The following is a 25,043-nucleotide window of genomic DNA, read 5'->3' on the forward strand; positions in this document are numbered from 1 at the left end:
GGAGCACAGACGGATCATGACAAAGGTCGAAGCGATTATCCAGGTTTCAAAACTCGAAGGAGTAAAAGACGCCTTGCACGAAATTGGCGTTGAAGGCATGACCGTGTTCGAAGCCCGCGGCCACGGCCGGCAAAAAGGTCACACCGAGTTCTATCGGGGACGCGAGTACACCGTCGACCTCATCCCAAAGGTGAAACTCGAGATCGTATTAGCCGATGAGATGGTGGAAAAAGTTGTGCAGGCCATCACGGCCGCTGCCCGCACCGGCAAGATCGGCGACGGAAAGATTTTCCTGTCACGGGTTGACGAAGTGATTCGCATTCGCAACGACGAGCGTGGCGACGGCGCACTTTAGGTCCGTGCTAGACAGGCTTTGGAAACAGCGGAGACCAGCCTCCCTCCTCCGCAATGATTTCGCCGGAGGACGGAGGGAATGTTACCGGGATGAACAGCGCGTCCATCTCCAGTAGCGGGCTACGGGAACTGTACGCCACGGAATCCGCGCGTATCCAGGAAGAATTTTCCGCTACCGGAAATGGGAACGCGGCACTGTCTGGCCGCACGGCTGTCGTAGAAGCCATTCTGCTCCGCCTCTGGAACGAATTCATCTCAACCGACTCGGCCGGGCCAACGGGCTTCACGCTGGTCGCCACCGGCGGCTTCGGACGAGGATGGCTCTTTCCTCACTCCGACATTGATCTCTTATTTCTTCACGAAACTACCGAAGACGCTTACAAAGATCCCATTCGGCGCTTCTCCCAGGAAATATGGGATCTGCGGCTGAAGCTCAGCCCCGCCACGCGCACGCTTGCGGAGTGCGAGCGATTCGATCCCAACAATGTGGAGTTTGCAATTTCTCTTCTCGACTGCCGCTATCTGGCGGGGGACCGCGATCTGTACTCGCAATTGCGAGAAAAGGTGATTCCGCGCCTGGTTTCCCGCGAGTGTCAGAGCCTGATCCAGAACCTGGGCGAGATCACCCGCGCCCGGCATCAAAAATTTGGCAACACGGTGTTCCATCTCGAACCGAATGTGAAGGACGGACCCGGCGGACTGCGCGACTACAACGTCACTTACTGGCTGGCGCTGATATCGGCGATGGAGAAATTGCGCAGTTGGCCGGATCCCAAAACATTGCTTCCGGTTTCATCGCGGAGAGCGCTTGATGCTGCGCTCGAATTCCTGGTCTCTACCCGCTGTTTTCTGCACTTCCGGCATGGCCGTCACGACAATTCTCTGACTTGGGAAGCGCAGGACGAAGCCGCGGTTCGCAAGATCGGCGCGGCGGAGGTCGAGATCGCCAATGCCGCGGACTGGATGCGAGTGTACTTCGGCCACGCCCGCGCCGTGCATCGCGTGAGCGCGCAGCTTTTAGAGGAGATTCCAGCTGCCTGGTCCTCCGTGTATCGCCAGTTCCAAAGCTGGCGGTCGCGCGTTTCCACGCCCGATTTTTCCGTCGTCGACGGACTGATCTTCGTGCAAAAGCCCGACTCCCTGCAGAACCCTGAGACGCTGCTGCGCCTGTTTCACTTCATGGCCGAACAGGGCCTGAAATTGAGTACAACTACGGAGTACAAAATTGAGCAAGTGCTGCCGGCACTGGCTTCCACGCCGCCGAGGGGCGCGGAACTTTGGCTTTATCTGCAGGAAACATTGTGCCAGCCGCATGCTGCCGACGCTTTACGTGCGATGAATGCGTTACGCCTGTTGCCGCTGCTACTGCCGGAACTCAAAGGGATCGAAGCGCTGGTGGTGCGGGACTTTTACCATCGCTACACCGTGGACGAACATTCGTTCCTGGCAATCGAAAACCTTCATCGACTCCGCGATTCAAAAACCGAGTGGGACCGGCGCTTCGCGGAACTGCTGGACGAACTGGAGCAGCCCGAACTACTTCACCTTTCTTTATTGCTGCACGATTCCGGCAAAGCAATACCCGGCGACAACCACGTGGAAGGCAGTCTGCAATTTACGGATAGCTGCGCCGACCGGCTCGACCTCGAACCCGTTGACCGCGAGACAGTGCGGTACCTCGTTGGCGGGCATCTCGATATGTCAGCAGCCACCCGCCGCGATGTGTTCGATCCGAATAACGTGAAAGCGTTCGCGGAAAAGGTCGGGGTTCCCGAGCGGCTCAAAATGCTCTGCCTGATGACATACGCTGACATTAAAGCCGTGAACCCCGAGGCGATGACGGCATGGAAGGCGGACAACCTCTGGCAACTCTATATTGCGGCGGCCAACTATTTGAGCCGCAGCGCCGACGAGCGCGTCCATACGGATAACAATGATTCGACGCTCGCGCATCTGCGTTCACTGGCGCCGGTCGCGGGCAAGAAGATCAACAATTTCTTGGAGGGCCTGCCGCAGCGGTATTTGCGTATGCACGGAGTCAGCGACGTGCTGGCCCATGCCGAAATGGCAGCGCAGGTTGGCAAAGACTCTGTTCAGTTGAGCCTCAAGCAGGTCCGCCACTGGTACGAGTTGACGTTGATCACCACCGATCGGCCATTTCTATTTGCAACGGTTTCAGGGGCCCTGGCGGCATGGGGAATGAATATCGTGAAGGCCAACGCGTTCTCCAATAGCGCGGGCGTCGTCGTCGACACCTTTTTCTTTACCGACCGGTTTCGTACGCTCGAACTTAATCTCCAGGAATGGGAACGATTGAAACAAAGCCTCGCCGCGGTGATCAGCGGGAAGGCGGATGTGGCCCGGATGTTGCAGGATCGAATGCGATCCGAGAAGAAGATATCCACGAAAGTGAAGATCTCAACCCAGATCGAGTTTGACGACGGCTGTTCCAGTCACAGCACTCTGCTGCAGGTCATCACGCAGGACCGCCCTGGACTGCTCTACCAGATGTGCTCGCAGGTTTCGAAACAGGGATGCAATATCGAAATCGCCCTGATCGAAACCGAAGGCCAGATGGCCATCGACGTCCTCTACCTCACCGCAAATGGAGCCAAACTGGACGCAAACCGGCAAACCTCCCTGGCCCAGTCCCTGCATGAGGAATTCCTTCCAAAAGTCATAGGCTGATTGCTTTAGGAAGGAACCCGCACCCCGCAAAGTCCTTGACTCCTGTGCCAAAGATAAGTAAAAGTATGTAATCGTAATAATACGTAAGCCACATCGAAAGCCGCCTTTCGAAGGAGTCCTATATGTCGATGTGCCAAAAACTGATCGCCTCCCTGCTGTTTCTCCTCTGCGGAATTTCTCTCGTTTTCGGTCAGGGCAGCTACACCGCCCAGATTCGCGGAACGATTACGGATCCGTCGGGCGCGCTGGTTCACGCCGCGTTGATCACGATCACCAACAATGCCACCGGCATTAGCGTAACCGCCCACAGCAACGAGGAAGGGTTGTATATCCTGACCGGGCTGCGTCCAGCGATGTACACGCTGAAGGTCGAGGCCACGGGTTTCCGCGCCGTCGAGAGAAGAGATGTCGTGCTCGCGGTCAGCCAGGATACAACGGTCAATTTCGCCCTGAATCCGCTCACGGTCACAGAGACCGTCATTGTGACGGGCGCGCCTCCTCTACTCGATACCGAAAGTGCAGCCATCGGCACGGACGTGACCAACGAATACGTCCGCGACATCCCCCTGTACAACCGGAGCTTGTTTGGTCTGGTGTACCTGGCGGGCGGCGTGACGGAAACGAGTGGTTCCGGGATCAACGACAATTACCCGTCGGGCACAAACTTTGTATCGAATGGCCAACGGAACGCGACTGCCGAAATTCGGCTTGATGGCAGCCCACTGACGGCGCCGGAACAGGGCGAGGGCGGAAACACCAATGTGTACTACACCCCCTCGGTCGAAATCGTGCAGGAATTCAAGGTTCAGAACAATAGTTTCGCGGCTGAGTTTGGAAACAACGGCGGCACGGTCGTGAACCTTGTGCTTCGGCAGGGCGGCAACAAGTTCCACGGGGCAGGCTGGTGGTTCGGACAGCGCCCGCAGTTTGACTCACGTGATTTCTTCAACAATGGAGAGAAGCCCGATCACATCCGCGACCAGTACGGACTAGCCTTCAGCGGGCCGATCGTCAAGAACAAGACATTCTTCTTCTTCGACATCGAAAAGCTCCGCCAGAGCGACCCCGTGAACCTGGAAGGGTATGTTCCAACCGACTTGATGAGACAAGGTGACTTTTCCGAGTTGCTGGCACTCGATAGTCCAGTTACGATTTTCGATCCGAAGAACATATCGTGCGGCGAGGGTGGCTGCACGCGTGCTCCGTTCGAAACGCCGAATGTAATTCCGCAAGATCAAATCGATCCGATCGGCCAAAATATCATCAACCTGTATCCGGAACCGAACGTGGCGGATGCCGTGTTCCCCGATCCCAACTTCCGCAAGGTCTTGTTGAGTACCGCGCCGTACTGGCAATACGACATCAAACTCGATCACCAGATTAGCCAGAACCACAAGATCAATGGCCGCTACAGCCACAATCATTCGGAATTCACAGTTCCGACTGTGCTGGGCAATGACGGCGATGGCGTGATCTATCTCACCAGCGTGCACAACGTGGGCTTGGAGTACAACTGGGCGGTCAAGCCGACGATGTTGTTCTCGAGCCGGCTCAGCCTGGACCGGGTTGTCGCTCCGGGAATCTCAAACCACTACCCGACGCTCGAAAGCGTAGGTTTCCCAGCGATTCTGGCGTCGAACGGGTTACATCGCATGCCGACGATCCAAACGTCGGGAGAAGGTCTCAATTTATTCGATCAATGCTGCGTGGATACGAACTTCGCTCACACCCTGTGGACTTATTCAGCGGCATTGCAGTGGTCTGCGGGTAAACATTCGATCAAGTTCGGCGGTGAACAGCGCGAGTTCTTCAACAACTTCTGGCAGCCCAACAATCCGACTGGACTGTTCGACGTCTCCCGCGACGTGACCACATCGCAACCCAACGCAGGCTTGGGCGATGCGAACGAAGGGTTCTCCTTTGCCACGCTGCTGACAGGATTTGCCTACGGCGGAAATATCAACATTATCCCGGCGGTAGCGGACAAATCACAGGAGACGGCTTTCTTCGTGCAGGATGACTTTAAGGTCACTCCCAAGCTCACCGTCAACCTGGGATTGCGGTACGAGTGGAGCACCCCTTATACCGAACGGTTCGATCGCTCGCAGTTCAGTAATTTCACCGGGGATTCAGGAATTAACGTGCCCGGAATTGGCGAAATCATGGGCACGACGAATTTTGCCGGCGGTTCCAGGCGATCGGCCCCCATCGATCGAAACAATTTCGCCCCCCGGTTCGGCTTTGCTTACCAGTTGGGATCCAACACCGTTTTGCGCGGCGGATTGGGCGTGTTCTATGGCATGAACGTGGCCACGAACTTCCAGTACGCTGGCACGGCCTTCCGCAAGTCGGCCCAGATCAAATTCACGAAGGATAACTACCAGACGCAATTCGGGTCGTTTGCCGATCCATTCCCGAGCGGTTTGTCGCCGGCGCAGGGGAACAAGTATGGGCCGCTGGCACAGTGGGGATTCGACAATGGCAACGATCTGGGGACACAGACGGCGCGCAACGCGGAAATCTACCAGTGGAATTTGGGAGTGCAGCACTTGTTCCCATGGGGCATTGTGCTGGGGGCAGACTACTCCGCGAATCGCAGCACCCATCTACCGTGGGCGGGAACGAACAGCACACGCAATCGTAATTTCCTGTCTTCGGCTGTCCGCAACCAGTTGGTAGAGGACCTCAACCCGTCGCACGACCCAGAGAGCAATGCGGTCTCGGATTTCCTGAACACGAATGTGGATAACCCTTTCCGCTGTCTGTTCAATACTGTGGATGCGCAGGGCAATCCTTGCGCCGCGGCGCCGATCTTTGGCGAGGCGGACTCGATCTACAACGACGCCCAGATTCCGCAGTTGAACCTGGTGCGGCCGTATCCCCAGTTCGACGGCGCGTTCACGGGGCTGCCGCTCTTGGGAGCAACATCCACGTATCACTCGCTGCAGATCCGGTTCCAGAAACGAACCAGCCACAACCTGAGCTTCGAGGGGAACTACACTCTTTCGAAGGCGACCGATGATTCTTCCTCAGGATCGAACGCGTGGATCGGGAATTTGCAGTTCGATAACCCGCAGATCCTCGACAATTTGAAAGCAGAACACGGGATCAGTTCCAACGATGCTACCCACCGCTTTGTTCTCGCCGCAGTCTACGGCCTGCCATTTGGCCGCGGGCGCTTGATCGGGACCGAGATGAATCGTGTGGCGGACGCGATTGTGGGGGGATGGTCGCTCAATACGGTCATGACCCTGCAAACCGGGCAGCCGATCGCCATTCAGATGGCAAGCGGGCGACTTACCGATGGCAATCAGCGGCCCAACGTGACTTGTCCAAACCTGCGGACTGGAATCAACTTCTACCAGGCGGCGGCAACGGGCGCACCGTACTTGAACGAGAACTGTTTCGCTGATCCCGGGGACAACATCGCGGGGAATGCACCCCGCCATTTCTCGAACCTGCGTGGCCCGGGGATTCGGAATCTGGATCTCTCCCTCTCGAAGGAGTTCCAAATCCGCGAGGACATGAAGTTGCAGATTCGAGCCGAGATGTTTAACGCAACCAACACCCCGCGCTTCGCGTTCCCAAATGCAGGCTGGGAACTTGGCGGAAGCTTCGGCAAAGTGGAATCGACCACGGGTAACTTCCGCAAGATGCAATTCGGAGCACGGTTCCAGTTCTAGTTTGTAGAGAGTGGGGCGGATCCAGAGCATCGGATTCGCCCTTTTTTTTGTCTTGTATCTCGGGGCTAGGACGTCCTCCATGCGCCGGTGCGATTTCCTCCGGCCTCGCGACGCTTGCGCAGGTTTGTGGGTAAACCCCATTCACGCCCACGTTTTGGATCACAACTTCCCCAAGTACGATTTCGACGCAGGGTCGCGTCATTCCCAGCGAAGTACACGGACTGCAAGGGAGAAATCGGCAACAGGTTGGATCTATCGGATGCCGGCTAGCTTTCGAGACGCTGTGTTCTGGGTGGAACGGCGGCTGGGCTGGTCTTCAAGATTTCTTGCGCCCCTTCGGGGCTGCCGCCAATTCCACGCTCCCACGGCCTGTGCCGTGGGATTCTTGAGTGCTTCGACAACGCTGCTACTGTAAGGGCGTCGTCGTGTAGTCGCAGGCTGCGATCGGAGTGACCGAAGCGCGCACAACGCTATCCGCGAAAGAACAGAAATATCGCACACCAGTCTGGTTAGCAACGGCCGGGGCTCCGATCACCTGATAAGTCGAGGCTGGAGTTCCACTCACACCCACGAGTGTGAAGTTGTATCCACTCTTGCTGCCGGTCGCGAGCTGCGTATCGATCAAGCAAGCACTGGCTGGGCTGGGCGGAGCACAATTAGTACCGCCGAGCGCGCTGAGCGTGGCCGGAAAACCGACCGTCGGATACGAAGACATGTAGGAAATCATGCCGGAGTTAATGGCGCGAATCGAACCCACGGCCGATGTTTCATTGGCATTGATGCGAGCGCGTAAAAGGTTCGGGATGGCGATCGAGGCAATGATCAGGATGATCGCAACCACGATCAGCAACTCGATGAGTGAAAAACCTCTTTGTCTCTTCATTCCTTGCATTGGAAACTCCCTGGGATCATCTGAAGTCGGCTACCAGAGGCCAGTTCGGGTCTATAGGCTGACTAGAGTGACGGAATCCTACTGTACCCGAAGCGTAGCCCCATGGGATTGGCCCCGTCAAGGCCGACCATGCCAAGAAAAAAGACCAGCGCAAAAGCGTTGCAGCTTTACGCGCTGGCCTTGCACATATATCGCATTCACGCTTCTTCAAGCGCTCTAAACGCTGGGACGCATGTCGCTCGAAGTCCCCCCAGCGGCGGGGATATAGCAGTTCAGGGTGTAGTCCATCACCATGCGATCGGCGTTGAAACGCCAGCCGAGAGTCCGGATCGTGCGCTTCATACGTTTGATCCAACCACGCGGCAGGCCATCACGATCGCGATTGTAAAAAAGCGGGATCACTTCGTCCGTGAGAACGCGCATCAGGTCATCACCGTCACGCGCGTCGTGAACATCCATATTGGAATGAGTGCGGCCGGTACCGATGGCGAAGCCGTTGAGACCGTCATACGCCTCAGCCCACCAGCCATCGAGGACGGAGAGATTTAGCCCGCCATTGAGAACCACTTTCTGGCCGCTGGTTCCAGAGGCCTCGAGCGGCCGGCGTGGATTGTTCAGCCACACGTCAACGCCTTGCACGAAGTGTCGTCCCACGTTGATGTCGTAGTCTTCGACGAACGCGAACCGATCGCCAAATTGCGAATCGCGCATCAGTTCCGCAATTTGCTGGAGAACGCGCTTTCCCGGTTCATCGTGAGGATGAGCCTTGCCCGCAAACACGAATTGGACCGGCCGCTTTGGATCGTTGACCATCGATACGAGCTTTTCAAGATCACGCAAAATCAGATTGGCCCGCTTATAGGTGGCGAAGCGGCGAGCAAAACCGATGGTGAGTGCATCCGGGCTGAGAATACGCTCGAGTCTCTGAAGCGTTTCTCGTGGTTCGTCCCGGCGCGCCGCTTGCTCTACAGCACGACGACGCACAAACTCCAGCAGGCGCGATCGCAGGTTAAGATGCGTCTCCCAAAGTTCGCCGTCGTCGACGTTATCGATTCCTTCCCAGATCTTGGCTTCACTGCTGCGCAGATGCCATCCGGTACCAAGATGGCGGTCGTAGAGGCGGAACATCTGCGGAGCCAGCCACGAGGGGACGTGCACTCCGTTGGTGATATGGCCGATGGGAACACTATCTTCGGGCTTGCCCGGTGATAGTCCAGTCCACATCGCGCGTGACACCTCACCGTGCAGCGCGGAGACTGCATTGGCGCGACGCGACATGCGCAAGCCCAACACGGTCATACAGAAGGTTTCATCAGCATTGGTATCTTCGCGACCCAGCCCCATGAAGCTCTGTTGCGAAAGACCCAGCGCATCGCGCAGGGGTCCAAGATGTTCTTCAGTCAGGTCGGCCTCAAAGCGATCATGCCCGGCAGGGACCGGTGTGTGAGTCGTGAAAACGACTTCGCGGGAAACGCGAGGCACAGCTCTTTCAAAGCTGATGCCTTCGTCTTCCATCCGCATGCGCACCGCTTCGAGCACGGCAAACCCGCTATGTCCTTCGTTGAGATGGAGCACCCCAGGCTGGATGCCCATCGCCCGCAAGGCGCGCAGGCCACCTACGCCGAGCAGCAATTCTTGCCGGATACGGATGCGACGATCGCCACCATACAGGCGTGATGTGAGCGTTCTGTCTTCGGGATGATTGCCTTCGACGTCGGAATCGAGCAGAAAGAGATCGCAGCGTCCGACTTTTACACGCCAGACTTTTGCACGAATCGATCCCGCACGCGTATCGATTTGTACGACGACCGGCGCACCATTTTTGCCAATCGCGGTTTCCATCGGCAACTGGCTGACGTCCGTTTCAAGATATTCCTCGCGCTGCCAGCCGCTACGGTCCAGCCGTTGCAGGAAATATCCCTGGCCATAGAACAGGCCGACACCGACCAGCGGGATATCGAGATCGGAAGCGCTTTTGATGTGATCCCCGGCCAACACTCCTAATCCACCGGAGTAGATCGGGAGAGATTCATGAAGCCCGAACTCGGCGGAAAAATATGCAACCGGGCGCGTCCGTAAAATGCCGGCATGCCGTGCACCCCAGGTTCGCTCAGCCTCCTGATATTCCCGCAAGCGCCGATACGCGTAGTTGATACGGCTGTGCAAAGCGAGTTCAGCGGCTCGCGACTCCAACTTGGCCAGCGGAAATTCCGATAGTAGGGAAACGGGATTGTGATTGAGAGCGCTCCAACGTAATGGGTTGAGATCAAGGAACAGCCCGACCGAGTCGTGGTCCCAACTCCACCACAAGTTGCGAGCCAAAGCCCAGAGCCGTTCTTGCGAGGGAGCAATGAAACGATCGAGCGTGCGCGCTTCGCTGACGACTGGGGCGACTTGTGTCGCTGCTGCGGTCAGCATGCGAATTTCGTCTTCCGGGAAGACCCTGGGCGCCACGGTCTGGACAACCAGAACGCCTTGCAAGATTCCACGATCGATCAGCGGAACACCGAGGAACGAATGATAGGCATCCTCTCCGGATTCCTTGAAATACTTGAACCGCGGATGATTCTTGACCTCTTCGACCGCGACCGGGCGCATCTGTTCTGCCACCAGTCCTGCCAAGCCTTCGTGAATGCCCATGCGAAGCGTGCCAATACACTCGCGGCGTAATCCAAGCGTCGCGGCCAGCACCAGGTTGGCGCGATCAGGCTCGAGCAAGTAGGCCGAGCAAACGTCGGTCTCAAATCGCCGCGCGATCAAGGCCACGACATTCATCAGGGTTTCGGCGGGCTTGCCCCCCTCGGCCGCCAGATTGGCAATTTCGTCCAGCCTGAGAACGCGGCTTGCGCCTTGAAAATTCACATCCAGCTCCCGATCCTCAACTGCTTCCTGGTGTTGGTCCAAACTGGTAATGCCTCCGTAAAGCAAACTTAGGGTCTTATGGGATTTCATCGGCTGAATCAGGCAGGACTTTCCCCGAGCCTAGACCATCCCCACTCCATTTTACGGTCTGGAAGGGCAATCGACATACACCAAACTCTCTGTCGGTGAGGGGGAGTAATCGGGGATTTCAACGGACGACACCTGACCTGTACAAATGGAGCCGTTCGTATAAGATGGGCGCTATCATTCTCCGCGGGCGGCCACCCGGCCCAGGATCTCGAACTTGTATCTCAGGCCCAAAACCCTTGACGAAGCGGTGGTCCAACTTGCCCTGCCGGGAACTCAAGTCCTATCCGGCGGCACCGATTTCTATCCCTCGCTGGGGGATCGGGTCGCGCAAGACCCCGTCATGGACATCTCCGGCATCGGAGAACTTCGCGGAATATCGAGCACTGCCAGCCACATCCGAATCGGTGGCTTAACCACATGGACCGACGTGATTCGCGCTCCTCTTCCCCGCTGCTTCGATGCATTGAAGAGCGCAGCCCGTGAAGTCGGTTCAGTGCAGATCCAGAACCGGGGCACGGTTGCCGGAAATCTATGCAACGCCTCTCCGGCTGCCGACGGAGTGCCTCCTCTGCTCGCTCTGGATGCGGAAATAGAACTGACGTCGAGTGCGGCAACACGTCGCATGCCGTTGGCGGAGTTCCTTGTGGGGAACCGGAAGACACTCCGTCGCGGGGACGAACTGCTGACGGCAATCTGGATTCCGCGCACGATCGAGGAGGCGCATTCGTCATTCCTGAAACTGGGAGCGCGACGCTATCTGGTGATTTCCATCTCGATGGTGGCAGCGATCATTTCCACCATAGGCGGCCGAGTCGAAACAGCTCGCATCGCAGTTGGATCGTGCTCGGCGGTCGCTAGACGGCTACATAAGTTGGAAAGCGATTTGTCAGGCGCTTCTGTGCGCGATGGACTGAGCGCGCTTGTGACGCCGGCGCACCTCGCTCCGCTTTCTCCGATCGCCGACGTTCGGGCCACCGCTGAATATCGCCTCGATGCGTCTCTGACTCTGGCAAAACGCGCCCTTGATGCCTGCGTGGAGACCCGCTGATGGCGACAACCCACGACCTACGCGCGGGACTCGACCAGAAAATAATCGCGTTCTCCGTGAACGGACACGGTGTTTCGATCTGTACTCCACCGATGCAACGCCTCTCGCGCGTGCTGCGCGAGGATCTTGGGCTGACCGGGACCAAGGTTGGCTGCGACGCAGGTGATTGCGGAGCCTGCACCGTCCTGCTCGACGGCGATCCCGTGTGCGCGTGCCTGGTGGCGGCGGGGCAAGTTGACGGATGTGAAGTCACCACCATCGAAGGATTGCACCAATCGCCAGTCGGAATGCGGCTGCAGCAGGCATTCCTGCATCATGGTGCTGCCCAGTGTGGAGCGTGTACTCCGGGCATGCTGATTGCTGCCGCGGCGCTGCTTGAAACAAAAAGGGCACCCAGCGAAGCTGAGGTTATGGACGCCATCGGCGGCGTTTTATGCCGATGCACCGGCTATCGCAAGATTGTCTCTGCCATTCTTGATTCGCAATCGTCAGGCACGGATGAAGTCTCGCCGCCAGCTGGTGGCGCGGTCGGCCAGCGACTAGTCCGCCTCGACGGAAAGAAGAAAGTCGAAGGCAGCGAGGTTTTTGGCGCGGACGAAGTGCCCGCCGGAGCGCTATCAGTTCGAGTGATCCGCAGCCCTTACCATCGTGCGCGATTTGAGTTTGGGGATCTCGACGAATTCGTTCGGACGCATCCGGGAATCGAGGCCGTCCTCACCGCAAAAGACGTGCCTGGTAAAGACTGCTATGGAGTGATTCCGCGTTTCGCCGACCAGCCAGTGTTTGCGCACCAGGAAGCGCGTCACCGGGGTGAAGCCGTTGCGGCCATCGTGGGAGCAACAGAAGTTGTCGAAGCTCTCGACCCGGCAAAATTTCCGATCACATGGAGCGAACTGCCCGCCCTCAAAGAAATCGACGAAGCCCTGGCAACAGGAGCGCCGCGCATCCACGAGGGGCGCGAAGACAACGTGCTGGTGCGGGGACGAGTTGTCCGCGGAGATGTTGACCGGGCACTCGCCGACGCTGCCATTACTGCCGAAGGCGAATACGAGACTGGCTTCGTCGAGCACGCTTACATCGAACCCGAAGCAGGCTTCGCGCGGCGCGTTGGCGACGGAATCGAAATTCAGGCGTGCACGCAGGCGCCATACATGGACCGCGCCGACATCGCGACCATTCTCGGGATCGCTCCGGAAAAGGTCCGTATCATTCCCACTGCAGTCGGCGGAGGTTTCGGGTCGAAGCTCGATTTGTCAGTCCAGCCGTTCCTCGCGCTGGCAGCGTGGCATCTCGGGAAGCCGGTACGGATGGTCTATTCACGCACCGAGTCAATCCTCTCGACGACCAAGCGGCATCCTGCAAGAATGCGTCTGCGGGCGGGTTGCTCGCGGGACGGCAAGTTGCTCGCTCTCGATTTCTCCGCTGATTTCAACACCGGAGCGTATTCTTCGTGGGGTCCGACCGTATCGGCACGAGTTCCCGTGCATGCTTCTGGTCCTTATTATGTTCCGCACTACAGGGCGCTGACCCGGGCCGTGCACACGAACCTGGTGCCAGCCGGGGCGTTTCGCGGCTTCGGAGTGCCGCAGGCGGCCATCGCGCAAGAGCAACTCTATGATGAACTCGCGGATCGTGTGGGCATGGATCGACTGGAGTTTCGCATCCTGAATGCACTCGACAATCAGACTCCCACCGTCACTGGACAGGTGATGGGAGCGGGCGTCGGCATTCGCGCTTGCCTGGAAGCCTTGCGTCCACGATGGCAGGCTGCGCGGACTGAGGCGGCGGCGTTCAACTCCAACACCGATGCACCGCTGCGTCGCGGCGTGGGAGTGGCGGGCATGTGGTATGGCTGCGGCAACACTTCCCTTCCCAACCCTTCCACGGTTCGTATCGGATTGAAGCGCGACGGACGAATCGCACTGCACCAGGGGGCGGTGGACATTGGGCAAGGATCGAACACGATCGTCACGCAGATTTGCGCTGACGCGCTCGGCGCGCCCATTGATTGCTTTGACCTACTCTCCGGCGACACCGCGATCACTCCCGACTGCGGCAAGACTTCCGCATCGCGCCAGACATTCGTCACCGGCAAAGCCGCGCACATGGCGGGGACACAGTTGCGCAACTCGATCCGTGCGCTTGCTAAGCGTTCCGAGAGCGCGAATATTCGCTTCGAGGAAGGCCGCGTCGTCCTTGAAGACGGAGACAACTCTCACGTGCTCGATCTCGCCGGCTTGCCGCTCGATCAGCATGGATACGTGATCACTGCCGAAGCTACGTTCGATCCGCCTACGAGTCCGCTCGACCAGGATGGGCAAGGATCTCCGTATGCCGTGTTCGGGTATGGTGCACACATGGCTGAAATTGAGGTGGACATCGAACTCGGCACGGTGCGCGTTCTGAACATTACGGCGGCACATGATGTAGGCAAGGCGATCAACCCGACCCTGATCGAAGGACAGATTGAAGGCGGTGTGGCGCAAGGTCTGGGCATGGCGCTGATGGAGGAATTCTTCCCTGGCAAGGGCGAGAATCTTCACGACTACCTGATTCCTTCCGCCGGGGATATTCCGCCGATCGAATCAATCCTGATCGAAGATCCCTCGCCGGTCGGCCCGTTTGGAGCGAAAGGGATTGGCGAACAGGCCGTGATTCCAACTGCTCCCGCGATCCTGAATGCATTGCACGATGCGGCAGGAATTCGTTTACGTAAGATTCCAGCGACGCCGGACCGAGTACGGGCGGCGATTCTGGCTCAATCGAAAATGGGAGGCAAAGTTGGCTGACGACGCCATTCGTTGCGACGCTTGCCCCGTGCTTTGCTACATCAAGCCCGGCCGAACCGGTTCCTGCGATCGCTACGGCAATCGCGATGGACAACTCGTGCGCCTCGATCCCCACGTGATGCTGGAGCAAGCCCGATCACGCGGAGAGTCGCTGGTCCCGTTTCTTGAAAAGAGCCGCGAGTGGGACGGCACGCTCGTCCGCGACGAAGATACATTCGTGACTGCGATTGGCGCGGGTACAACCTATCCCGACTACAAGCCAGCGCCGTTCATTATTTCATCGGAAGTTGCAGGCATCGATATGGTCACAATCGTTACCGAAGGGATCTTCAGTTATTGCGGCGTGAAGCTGAAGATCGACACCGACCGGCATTTGGGAGCTGAATGCAACACGGTGCGGGCACAGGGTGAAGCCGTCGGCCATGTGACCACGGGCGAATATGGATCGCAGATGCTCTCTCTCGGCGGCGTGCGCCACCTCACCGGCGGCAGCCGCCAGGAGGGAACGGCGACTTGCGACGCACTTCTGAATCTGTGCAATGGCAAGGCCGTCGAATTAGAGATCGATGGCGGCGCAAAGGTGGTAGTTCAGGCCGACAAGCCGCCGATTGTTGATGGCATGCAAGAAGAACGCATGCGCGTCGGATGCGGCTCTGCAACGATCGGCATGTTTGCCAAGCAGTGGTTCGGCAAAGTCGATGAGGTCGTGGTGGTCGACGATCACATCACCGGAGTGCTCTCGGAACATCAAGCGGGGAAATTGTTGGGCGTCGCTGAAACTGGCATCAAGCTGCTGGGGCGGCGGTCCACTCCAGGGAGATATTTCAGAGTCGCCGAGCCCGGCACATCCTGGGGAGGAACGAACATTTCCGACCCGCTCTCGATCCTCGCTCCATTCGATCCGAAAGTGGCGAAACCGGGGTTGCGTTTGTTGATGGTCAGCACCACGGGAGAACAGTTCGCATATTTTGAATTGGACGAGACGCTGCAACCCATCGAAAAAGATTTGCCAACACCGTTGCGGGAGTCAGTCCAGCGCATCAGGGAAAATTGCGAACCAGCGCTCTGCACCGTTCTGTTTATGGGTGGAGCAGGTGGATCGCTGCGAGCGGGTGTCACTGAAAATCCGGTGAAGCTCACCCACTCTGTACGAGAGGCGTTGACTCGCGTGACGTGCGGCGGCGCGCCTGTGTACGTGTGGCCGGGCGGCGGGATCACGATCATGGCAGACGTAAGCCGGATGCCCGCTAACGCCTTCGGCTATGTGCCCACACCCGCGCTGGTGGCTCCGATTGAGTTCACTTTGAAATTGTCGAATTACAAAACTCTGGGCGGCTACATGGATCACGTGAGGCCGTTGCGTTCGATCCAACGCGACAATGAAGCGCAACGGCGTGTGACGTCCCGAGTCGACAATCCTTGGCCACTTCGAAAAACGGGTGCGGAAGAATGAACACACGCGCTCGGATCCGACTGCTCCCCGACGGCCGCCGCCTGCACCTTCACGATGGTCCCATCGATCTCGTGATCGAAGCCTTCGGCGCTCCTTCTGAAGTTGAGGCGAGCTATCGCGCCGCAAGCGAACGTTTTCTCACGATTCTGGACGAACTGTGCGGTGAACTCAAATTCCTTCGGCAACCGACCCAGGCGGATGGGGCGTCACCGCAGGGATCGGTTGCGCGCAGGATGGTGAATGCGGTCTCTCCCTACGCTTCGGCAATTTTTATTACACCGATGGCCGCCGTAGCAGGAGCCGTGGCTGAAGAGATTCTCTGTTCGATGACGTATGCGGCGGAACTCGCGCGCGCCTATGTGAACAACGGCGGCGACATCGCGCTTCACATGGCTCCCGGAGAAAAGTTCGTAGTAGGAATGGTCGATCGACCCGAGCGCCCATCACTGTTCGGGACAACTACGATCAGCTCAAATGATCCGGTACGCGGCATCGCGACCAGCGGCTGGCGCGGCCGGAGTTTCTCCCTCGGAATTGCCGATGCGGTCACGGTGCTCGCCGACAATGCCGCGATGGCGGACGCGGCAGCGACAGTCATTGCCAATGCCGTAAACTTGCCGGGGTATTCGAAGATCAAGCGGGTTGCCGCTTGTGAACTCGCGCCCGACAGCGATTTGGGCGAACTTATGGTCACGCAATCGGTGGGTGAACTGAGTCCTGCTGAGATTCACGATGCGCTATCGGCGGGGTTCCGAAAGGCAGAACAGCTTCGAAGCGAGGGATTGATTCGTTCCGCTGCGCTTAAACTCCAAGGAGAGACGTACATTTCCAGCCAAGAGCGTAACGCCAGTACGATCGCCACTTCATTCCACGGGAGTTTGATTCATGCCTGAGGTTCAGGTTCGCAAGAAATTTCTCTCGGTCGAGGAGATTTTCCACGAGGGCGGTCCCATTGCGGCGACACCTCTGCGCAGAGCGGCAGCGCTGGTCGTGATTAGAAATCCGTTTGCCGGGTCGTATGTTGAAAAAATCGAAAGCTTCATGGACGACCTGAAGCCGCTTGGCTTGGAAATGGCGCGATCGCTTGTGAAGGCACTGGGCGGCGATGGGAAAGTGATCGAAGGCTACGGCAAAGGAGCGATTGTTGGATCGGCGGGCGAGATCGAACATGGCGCCCTGTGGCATGTCCCCGGCGGTTATGCGATGCGCGAGGTTTTGGGCGGTGCCAAGGCAATTGTCGCTTCCACCAAAAAAGTTGGCGGCCCCGGCACACGACTCGACGTGCCGATCACGCATATCAATGCGTCGTACGTACGCAGCCACTTTGACGCAATGGAGGTTGGCATCACCGACGCTCCGCGCGCCGATGAAATTCTCTTGGCATTGGTGATGACGACTGGCTCTCGCGTGCACGCTCGCGTGGGCGGACTGAAAGCGTCCGAGATTAAGGGAGAGGATGGACTCCGATGAAAGCCAAGATTCGCAAGATCGCGACGTTTGTCGAAGAGACGGTCACGGAGATGGAGCGCACGATCACTCCGCCAACACGGCGGGCAGCGGCGGTGGCGGTCATTGAGAATCCTCTGGCGGGAAAGTACGTCGAGGATTTGTCGGAGCTGATGGAGATCGGCGAAGAATTGGGCGAACTGCTCACGCAGCGGGCGGTTTCAGCGCTTGGGATCGCGGGGCCGGCGGCGGAGAGTTATGGCAAGGCAGCTGCCGTGGGCGAAAATGGCGAACTCGAACATGTAGCAGCGATCTTGCATCCGAAGCTGGGAACTCCCGTGCGGCGCGTGCTGGGAAAAGGCGCGGCCTTAATTCCATCATCGAAGAAGCGCGGCGGACTGGGCGTGGTGCTCGATATTCCTCTAGGACATAAGGACGCGGCTTACGTGCGCAGTCATTTTGATGGGATGGAAGTGCGGATCAACGATGCTCCACGCGCGAATGAGATTATGGTGGCGATTGCGGTGACGGATAGCGGGCGTCCTCTGGCGCGAGTGGGCGGGCTGACCAAGGATCAGATTAAGGGCGAGGATGGACTGAAGTGAATTGTGTTAACGTAGGCCGCAACAAGAGAATGTTTGGGTTGACCTCTGTCCCGCTATAGTAGAAGCGAGTCAACATGACTATTTCGAAACATACGGAAGAGACATATTGGCTCCACATTAAGCTACAAGGAAAACGTCGCTTCCGGTTTCGCACCACACTCGGCAGCATTTTCGTGTGGCTGATCGTCTTGCCCGTGGCGGAACTATTTAGGCACCAAGAACATGCTTTTTCGGCCCAATTCTTTGTTATATGGCTGGTCCTACTCCCGATCTTCCTGTTTGAGGGATATTTGAGGGCCGGATGGCTGTGGAAGGATTTCGAGAAGAAATTTCCCCAAGATACTTATCACCCATGAGACTCTCTCTACGATCGTTCGCAGTTCTCTTTGCCTCACTGGTCCTGGCCTCGCAGTTGCTCTATACGCAATCTAAGGTCTCCGCCGACGTTCTCGTCACCGGCGGCATGGTCGTCACCATGGACGGGCCGCGCGCGATACTCGACGACGGTGCCGTGGCGATTACGGGCGACACGATCGTTGCAGTCGGACCGCGCGCTGATATTGAAGCAAAGTACACGGCAAGACAGACCATCGACGCAAAGAATTCGCTCGTTCTCCCGGGCTTCGTCAACGGGCACACGCACGTCCCCATGACGCTTTTCCGCGGCATCCACGATGATGTCACGCTCAATGACTGGCTCTACAAATACATCTTCCCGGCGGAAGCAAAGAATGTAACCGAAGAATTTGTCCGCTGGGGGACGCGACTGGCAGCGGCGGAACAGATTCGCTCCGGCGTCACGACGTTTGCCGACATGTACTACTTCGAAGATGCTGTAGCGGAAGAAACGAAAGCTGCCGGGATGCGCGGCGTGCTGGGCGAGACGTTTATCGATTTCCCGGCGCCGGACAACAAAACCAACGCCGCGATGCTCGAGTACACGGAAAAATTCCTAAAGAGGTGGCAGGGCGATCCGCTGATTCATGCGGCTCCTGCACCGCATTCGATCTACACGTGTTCGCAGAAGACATTGCAGGACGCAGCGGCGCTGGCGCGCAAGTATCACGCGCCGATTCTGATTCACACTTCGGAGATGAAGAAGGAGTGGGACGACAGCCTGAAAAATAGTGGGATGTCTCCGGTGCAGTATCTGGACAAGATCGGGCTGCTGGGGCCGGATGTGGTTTCGGCACACTGCATTTTTGTCGACGAGGCGGACCGTAAGACTCTGGCGGCGCGGGGTGTGGGGTGCGTGCATAATCCGTCGAGCAACATGATGATTGCCAGCGGAGTTTCTCCGGTGCCGGAAATGCGTGCTGCGGGAATCGCGGTGGGCCTCGGCACTGACGGCCCGGCGGGTAGCAATAACGATCTCGACATCATGGAGGAGATCGACCTGGCGGCGAAGTTGGCGAAGATTACGAAGATGAGTCCCCTGGCTCTGAATGCGAAGGCGGTGGTGGAGATGGCTACCATCGACGGGGCGCGGGCTCTGCACATGGAGAAAGAGATTGGGTCACTCGAAGTTGGCAAGAAGGCGGATTTGATTTTGATCAGCCTCGATGAGCCTAATGCGGTACCGATGTATGACATCTATGCGGCGATTGCGTACTCGCTGAAGGGGTCAGACGTGAAGACGGTCGTGATCGGCGGGCGCGTCGTGATGCGGGATCACAAGCTGCTTACAGTGGATGAAGCGGCGGCGATTGCGAAGGCTCGGGAATATAAGAAGTCGATTGCGGCTTCGCTCGGGATGGAATGAGTTCGACACACAATGCGACGGGAATCCACTCAACGATGCCCATCCGCCCCTTAGCTATTGAAACGTACAGGGTTCGCCTCGTGACGTAACCTTTTACAATAGGCAATGATGATGGAGCGAACACGATTTCCGAGGGCAATCGATCCGGCACGAGTCGGCAAATATCGCGCATCTAGCTACGCCGGGGGAGGATTTGTCTGGGATGCTGTCTTGGAATATCGCGTGTGGTGCCATCCTGAGCGCGGCGCACCTGACAGAGCAGATGGAAGCGATTATTACCGCGCATTCACCTCCTACCCCGCCGCCCTTCGGTTTTCAATGGAATCCCGAGGAGCAGAAAAGCCACTTGCTCTAATCCTGCAGAAGGAACACATCGCAGAACCAAATCCAGGCCAGTATACCCATATAAAGAAACGACGAATAACGGAATGGCCTGTCGCGTTTCTGTCTCGTCCTCGCCGTACGAAGAACACCATTCCTGACTTCCTTTCCCCCAGCGCGCCAGCAAATCGACTTGCTATTTTGCGCGGCCTAGTACGAAAGCGAAGCTAGGCGATTCCAGATGATTCAAGTACTCAGACGGCTAAACTCATTAGTCTGCAGCTTCACTAGCGCTCCACCACCACTGGCACCATCCCCGCTGGTGGCGTGTTCCGGCTCCGCTGAATACTGACCGCCCCATCAATCACAACCATCCCGATCCCTGGCAGATCTCCTTTCTGAATGCTGTCGAGCAGATCCTTCCCTGCCGAGTGCTGCGCTTTGTCCATCAATACAAAGGAGGCTTCACGGCCGGGCGCGATGAGGCCGCAATTCAGTTTGCGCATTTTGGCGGTGTTGCCGGTGGCGAGGCAGATCGCTACTTCGGCAGGAATGTCACCGAGCGCGGAGAGCATCGCGATCATGCGGATGATTCCCAGCGGCTGCACGCCCGATCCGGCGGGAGAATCTGTTCCCAGAATCACGCGGTGCAGTTGGTTCAGTTCACGCGCCGTGCGCAGCGCGAGCAGTCCGGCGCGCTCGTTGCCGTTGTGGACGATCTCTAACGCGCGGGTGGATTTCTCGCAGAGTGCTGTGATCTGATCGTCCGGCAGCGCGGTGTGGCCGCCGTTGACGTGGCCGATTACGTCGGCGTCGGTTTCAAGGACCATGTCTTTGTCGATCAGGCTTGATCCCGGGATCGATGGGCCTCCGGTGTGAATGGTGCTCTGGATACCGTATTTGCGGGCCCAGCCGACCATCTGGCGGGCGGTCTTACCGTCCTTCACACTTCCCAGTCCGACTTCTCCGAGAATGGTGACTCCGGCGGCGGCGAGTTCCTTGAAATCGTCCTCCACCATTCCATGCTCGATGACCGGCGCCCCCGCATAGATTTTCACGCCGCCCGGACGAAACGCATGGAATGCGCGTTGCGCGAAGATGGCCATGGCCTTGAGTCCGACAACATCCTTCGGACGTCCCGGCGTATGCACTTCTCCGGCGGACACCATCGTAGTCACGCCGCCGTGGAGATAGCTGTCGATCCAGCCGAGTTGATTCTGGCGGGGAGTCCAGTCGCCGCAGACGGGATGGACGTGGCTGTCAATGAGGCCGGGCGCGAGCGCGACACCTTTGGCATCGATGATCGTGGTCGCGCCGGAAGTGTCGATATCTTTTTCTTTGCCTACGGCGGTGATGCGAGCGCCGACTGCTACGACGGTGTCGGCGTCGAGGAGCGGCTGATCGAGATCGCCACTCAGCAGGAGTCCGATGTTACGAATGACGAGTTTCGTTTGAGAAGTGGGCTTTGCGGCTTCACCGTGGGCCATGAGTTTCTTCTTTCCTGCCGATGCGATTTATCATTAACTACTGTCAAAGCGTTCAGCGAGCGGAGGACGAAATGGTATCCCGCAACTTCATTTTTTGGGAAGTGGATGTGCAGAGAGACTTCATGCTGCCCGGCGGACAGCTCTATGTGCCCGGCGCCGAAAAGCTGTTGCCGAATATCCGCAAATTGACCGATGCAGCGCGGCGCGATGAAGTGTTTCTGGTTTCGCATGGGTGCTTCCATCCCAAAGACGACCCGGAGTTTCAGCAGTTCCCTCCGCATTGTATGAAAGGCACGCCGGGCGCGGACTTTGTGCCGGAGGCACTCGCGGATCGCGTGGCTCGGGTGGAGAACCTGCCTTCGGCAACATTGCCGGCCGATCTCTCGCAGTTTCAGCAGATCGTTTTGGAAAAACAGACTTTGGATATCTTTCAGAGCCGGCATGCGGAGTCACTGGTGGAGCGACTCGGCTCGGCGGCGGAGTTTGTCGTGTTTGGGGTGGTGACCGAATTTTGCGTGGGTTTCGCGGCGAGGGGACTGCTGTCGCGGAATCGGCGCGTGTCTGTGGTGCGGGATGCGATTGAGACTCTGGATGCGGGTGCCGGAAACAGAACTGTTGCGGAGTTGCAGAAGATGGGGGCACGGGTCGTGACCACGGACGAGGCGCTGGCCAGGCTCCGGGGAACCTCCGTGTCCGAAGCCGAAGATCGAAGACGGCGCTAGTCGCTGCGGTGAACCGCGCCACCCAAAAGCAATGTCTTGAGCGGTGAGTCATTCTTGCTCCGCACAAAGTCAGTCGTCAGGTATCGACCTCGGCGGCTGAAGCCGCGCTCTAGTGCGACAGAATCGCAGCGCTAAAGCGCTGCGCCACCCAAAAACAAAATCTCGAATTACTGACTTCAGGGTTCGGCACGCATGAAGGTGTGCCCTTTTCAAAGCAGACCCTCTCGCCTTGGCTCCTACATCAGCATGCCAGCGATGGAAGCGGACATCAGGTTTGCCATCGTGCCCGCGAGCATAGCTCGGACGCCAAGGCGCGCCAGTTCGCCCTTTTTATTTGGCGCCAAGGCTCCAATGCCACCGATTTGAATTCCGATCGAACTTAGGTTCGCAAACCCACAGAGCGCAAAGGTCGCGATGGTGAAAGAGCGCGGATCGAGGATTCCTTTCATCGGACCGAGCTTGGAAAATGCGACCAGCTCATTCAGGACCATACGCGTGCCCAGCAGCGACCCAATCGTGGGGCAATCGCGCCACGGGATGCCGATGAGCCAGGCGATCGGAGCAAAGACCACACCCAATATGCTCTCCAGGCTCTGCGGGAACCATGCAATGTGATTGTGAGTCCAGCCGAAGACCCCATCGACCAGCGCGATCAGTGCAAGGAACGAGATGAGCATCGCCGCGATATTTAAGGCAAGATGTAGGCCGTCCGTCGTGCCGCGCGAGATCGCTCCGAGCAGGTTCTCTTCTTTGTCGGATTTCTCTTCGTCAGAGTCCATTACAACGCGGCCGGCTGTTTTGGGTTGCCCGGTTTCGGGGACCAGCATTTTCGCCATCAGCAATGTGCCGGGCGCGGTCATGATCACTGCGCTCAGCAGATGCTTGGGATCGATCCCAAAGAAAATGTATGCGGCCATGATCCCGCCGGAGACATGCGCCATGCCGCTGGTCATCACCGTCATCAGTTCTGACCGCGTCAAGTCTTTTAGAAACGGACGAATGGTCAGTGGCGCTTCGGTTTGTCCCATGAAAATAGAAGCGGCAACGTTCAGGGATTCAGCACCGCTTGCACCCATGACCCGTGTCATGATCACGGCCGCAATCCGGATGATGAACTGCATGATGCCGTAGTGGTAAAGAACGGCAAAAAATGCCGCAATGAAGATCACCGTGGGCAATACGCCGAACGCGAAGTAGCCGAACTGGGAGCCGGGGTTGGCGAGATCGCCGAAGACAAAGTGCGATCCAAAGTACGCGTAGGACAGAAGCTTCGTGACATAGTTGCCCGCTCCTTGAAAGAGCGCGCGTCCGGCGTCAACTTTCAGAACGAACACCGCAAACACGAACTGTAATCCCAAGCCCCAGGCGACGGTCTTCATGCGAATCGCCTTGCGGTCGGTGGAGAAAGCGTAGGCCAGGCCCAGCATCGCAAGGAGGCCGAGAATGCCAGTGAACCGTCCCATTTAGTGTCCCCCTTTGTGTATCGCTCGATGGATCAAGGCAGGCTTGTGGCCCACGGCCGCATCTGAAATCGTGTAACTCTGTTCGAGTAATTTTTTTGCGCCGGCGGCTTGTGCGTCGGAATGGCAGTGGATCGTGCACAGCGGTTCGCCTGCCGACACCTGGTCGCCAATCTTCTTGTGTACAACAATTCCCACAGCCGGATCGACGGAATCTTCCTTACGCTCGCGCCCGCCGCCAAGGATGACGCAGGCTGTGCCGACTCGCTCACACTGGATCGCGCTTACGTATCCAGCGCGCGGACTGGAAATGTCGATGCTGTGTTTAGCCGTTAGCAGCCGCGATGGATCGTCGACCACTCTGGGATCGCCACCCTGCAACTCCACCATCTGCCGGAACTTGACCAATGCTTTGCCGGATGCAATCGTTTGCTCGGCGAGTTGCCGGCCCTCGGCGACAGACTTTGAGGCTTGTCCGAGATAGAACATCCAGGCGGCCAGCTCCAGGCAAAGTTCACGCAGATCGCGCGGCCCACCACCACATAGGACTTCGATCGACTCGATGACTTCGAGCGCATTGCCAACCATCCTGCCCAGCGGTTGATCCATGTTGGTGATCAGGGCGACCATCTGCTTTCCCATGCGTTCGCCGGTTTCGACCATCAACTCGGCGAGGAACACGGCGTCTTCTTCCTTCTTCATGAACGCGCCCGATCCGGTCTTCACATCGAGGACGAGCGCGTCCGTTCCCTCGGCGAGTTTCTTGCTCATGATCGACGCGCAAATCAGGTAAGGGCTTTCCACCGTCCCCGTCACGTCGCGCAGCGCGTACAGCCTGCGGTCGGCAGGAGCGATCTTCTCCGTCTGGCCGATCATCGAGCAGCCGCAAGTTTCCAGGACGCGATGAAACTCCGGTACTGATAGCCCAACGCGGAAGCCGGGAATGGATTCCAATTTGTCCAGAGTGCCGCCCGTATGTCCCAGACCGCGTCCGCTGATCATCGGAACGTAAAGACCGGCAGCTGCCACGAGAGGCGCAAGAATCAGCGAAGTCTTGTCTCCCACGCCGCCGGTCGAATGCTTGTCGACTTTTTTGGCAGGCAGAAAGCTCAGATCGAGCACTTCGCCAGAATGCAACATCGCGTTGGTCAAGAACGCTGTCTCTTCGCCGGTCATGCCGCGAAGAACGACTGCCATCAGCCACGCCGCAATCTGGTAGTCCGGAACGGTACCGCGCGTGCAGCCGTCCACTAGAAAATCGATTTCGGGGCGCGACAAAGCACCGCCATCGCGCTTCCTGCGGATGAGGTCGGCGACTCGAAATGTCGGCAGCGAAGAACTGGGTTCAGTCACGCGGAAATACTCCCCGGGGTAGACGATC

At 58.0% G+C, this 25,043-nt stretch carries 16 protein-coding genes; 11 read left to right on the forward strand and 5 right to left on the reverse strand.

Annotated features, from left to right (window positions below; genetic code table 11):
• The first annotated feature begins 16 nt into the window (after positions 1–16).
• The 3 genes from HY010_17265 to HY010_17275 all read left to right on the forward strand — a co-directional run bounded on the left by HY010_17265 (position 17) and on the right by HY010_17275 (position 6,725).
• Complete coding sequence (locus HY010_17265; protein ID MBI3477484.1) at positions 17–355, forward strand: P-II family nitrogen regulator; 339 nt, start codon at positions 17–19, stop codon at positions 353–355.
• A gap of 89 nt (positions 356–444) precedes the next feature.
• Positions 445–3,042 (forward strand): [protein-PII] uridylyltransferase, encoded by a 2,598-nt coding sequence (gene glnD / locus HY010_17270; GenBank protein ID MBI3477485.1) that lies wholly within the window; start codon positions 445–447, stop codon positions 3,040–3,042.
• A gap of 128 nt (positions 3,043–3,170) precedes the next feature.
• A complete protein-coding gene (locus HY010_17275) occupies positions 3,171–6,725 on the forward strand; it encodes a TonB-dependent receptor (GenBank protein ID MBI3477486.1) in 3,555 nt (1,184 codons plus the stop codon).
• Between the two features lie 406 nt (positions 6,726–7,131).
• Here HY010_17275 and HY010_17280 read toward each other — a convergent pair whose 3' ends face one another.
• Positions 7,132–7,608 carry a prepilin-type N-terminal cleavage/methylation domain-containing protein gene (locus HY010_17280; protein ID MBI3477487.1) on the reverse strand — a complete coding sequence of 159 codons (477 nt, stop codon included), beginning with the start codon at positions 7,606–7,608 and terminating at the stop codon, positions 7,132–7,134.
• A 225-nt stretch (positions 7,609–7,833) separates the two neighbouring features.
• The gene (gene glgP / locus HY010_17285) at positions 7,834–10,569 is read right to left on the reverse strand and encodes an alpha-glucan family phosphorylase (GenBank protein ID MBI3477488.1); all 2,736 of its coding nucleotides are present in this window, start codon (positions 10,567–10,569) and stop codon (positions 7,834–7,836) included.
• Positions 10,570–10,783: 214 nt separating this feature from the next.
• On the opposite strand from glgP, the gene HY010_17290 reads away from it, so the two are divergent.
• From HY010_17290 to HY010_17320, 7 genes are all read left to right on the forward strand, one after another.
• A complete protein-coding gene (locus tag HY010_17290) occupies positions 10,784–11,617 on the forward strand; it encodes a xanthine dehydrogenase family protein subunit M (protein MBI3477489.1) in 834 nt (277 codons plus the stop codon).
• Positions 11,617–14,406: a molybdopterin-dependent oxidoreductase gene (locus HY010_17295; protein MBI3477490.1), complete on the forward strand. Its 2,790-nt coding sequence runs from the start codon at positions 11,617–11,619 to the stop codon at positions 14,404–14,406. Before HY010_17290 ends, HY010_17295 begins: the two co-directional genes overlap by 1 nt.
• Positions 14,399–15,859 carry a 6-hydroxynicotinate reductase gene (locus HY010_17300; GenBank protein MBI3477491.1) on the forward strand — a complete coding sequence of 487 codons (1,461 nt, stop codon included), beginning with the start codon at positions 14,399–14,401 and terminating at the stop codon, positions 15,857–15,859. Before HY010_17295 ends, HY010_17300 begins: the two co-directional genes overlap by 8 nt.
• Positions 15,856–16,752, forward strand: coding sequence for a UPF0280 family protein (locus HY010_17305; protein ID MBI3477492.1), 897 nt, complete (start codon positions 15,856–15,858; stop codon positions 16,750–16,752). Before HY010_17300 ends, HY010_17305 begins: the two co-directional genes overlap by 4 nt.
• Positions 16,745–17,329, forward strand: coding sequence for an amino acid synthesis family protein (locus HY010_17310; protein MBI3477493.1), 585 nt, complete (start codon positions 16,745–16,747; stop codon positions 17,327–17,329). Before HY010_17305 ends, HY010_17310 begins: the two co-directional genes overlap by 8 nt.
• A complete protein-coding gene (locus tag HY010_17315) occupies positions 17,326–17,910 on the forward strand; it encodes an amino acid synthesis family protein (GenBank protein ID MBI3477494.1) in 585 nt (194 codons plus the stop codon). Before HY010_17310 ends, HY010_17315 begins: the two co-directional genes overlap by 4 nt.
• A 352-nt stretch (positions 17,911–18,262) precedes the next feature.
• Entirely contained in the window at positions 18,263–19,672 is a 1,410-nt protein-coding gene (locus tag HY010_17320) for an amidohydrolase (GenBank protein MBI3477495.1), read from the forward strand.
• 608 nt (positions 19,673–20,280) lie between these two features.
• Here HY010_17320 and HY010_17325 read toward each other — a convergent pair.
• Entirely contained in the window at positions 20,281–21,480 is a 1,200-nt protein-coding gene (locus tag HY010_17325; protein MBI3477496.1) for an amidohydrolase family protein, read from the reverse strand.
• Positions 21,481–21,551: 71 nt separating this feature from the next.
• On the opposite strand from HY010_17325, the gene HY010_17330 reads away from it, so the two are divergent.
• The gene (locus HY010_17330; protein MBI3477497.1) at positions 21,552–22,202 is read left to right on the forward strand and encodes a cysteine hydrolase; all 651 of its coding nucleotides are present in this window, start codon (positions 21,552–21,554) and stop codon (positions 22,200–22,202) included.
• 236 nt (positions 22,203–22,438) lie between these two features.
• Here the strand turns inward: HY010_17330 and HY010_17335 are convergent, their stop codons facing one another.
• Together HY010_17335 and HY010_17340 are read right to left on the reverse strand one after the other, a co-directional pair.
• A complete protein-coding gene (locus tag HY010_17335; protein MBI3477498.1) occupies positions 22,439–23,665 on the reverse strand; it encodes a NupC/NupG family nucleoside CNT transporter in 1,227 nt (408 codons plus the stop codon).
• On the reverse strand, positions 23,666–24,994 hold the full coding sequence (locus HY010_17340; protein MBI3477499.1) for a thymidine phosphorylase: 1,329 nt from the start codon (positions 24,992–24,994) through the stop codon (positions 23,666–23,668).
• Positions 24,995–25,043 lie beyond the last annotated feature (49 nt).

The organism is Acidobacteriota bacterium, from assembly GCA_016196065.1.
In the GTDB taxonomy this organism is placed as follows: Bacteria; Acidobacteriota; Terriglobia; order Terriglobales; family Acidobacteriaceae; genus Acidiflorens.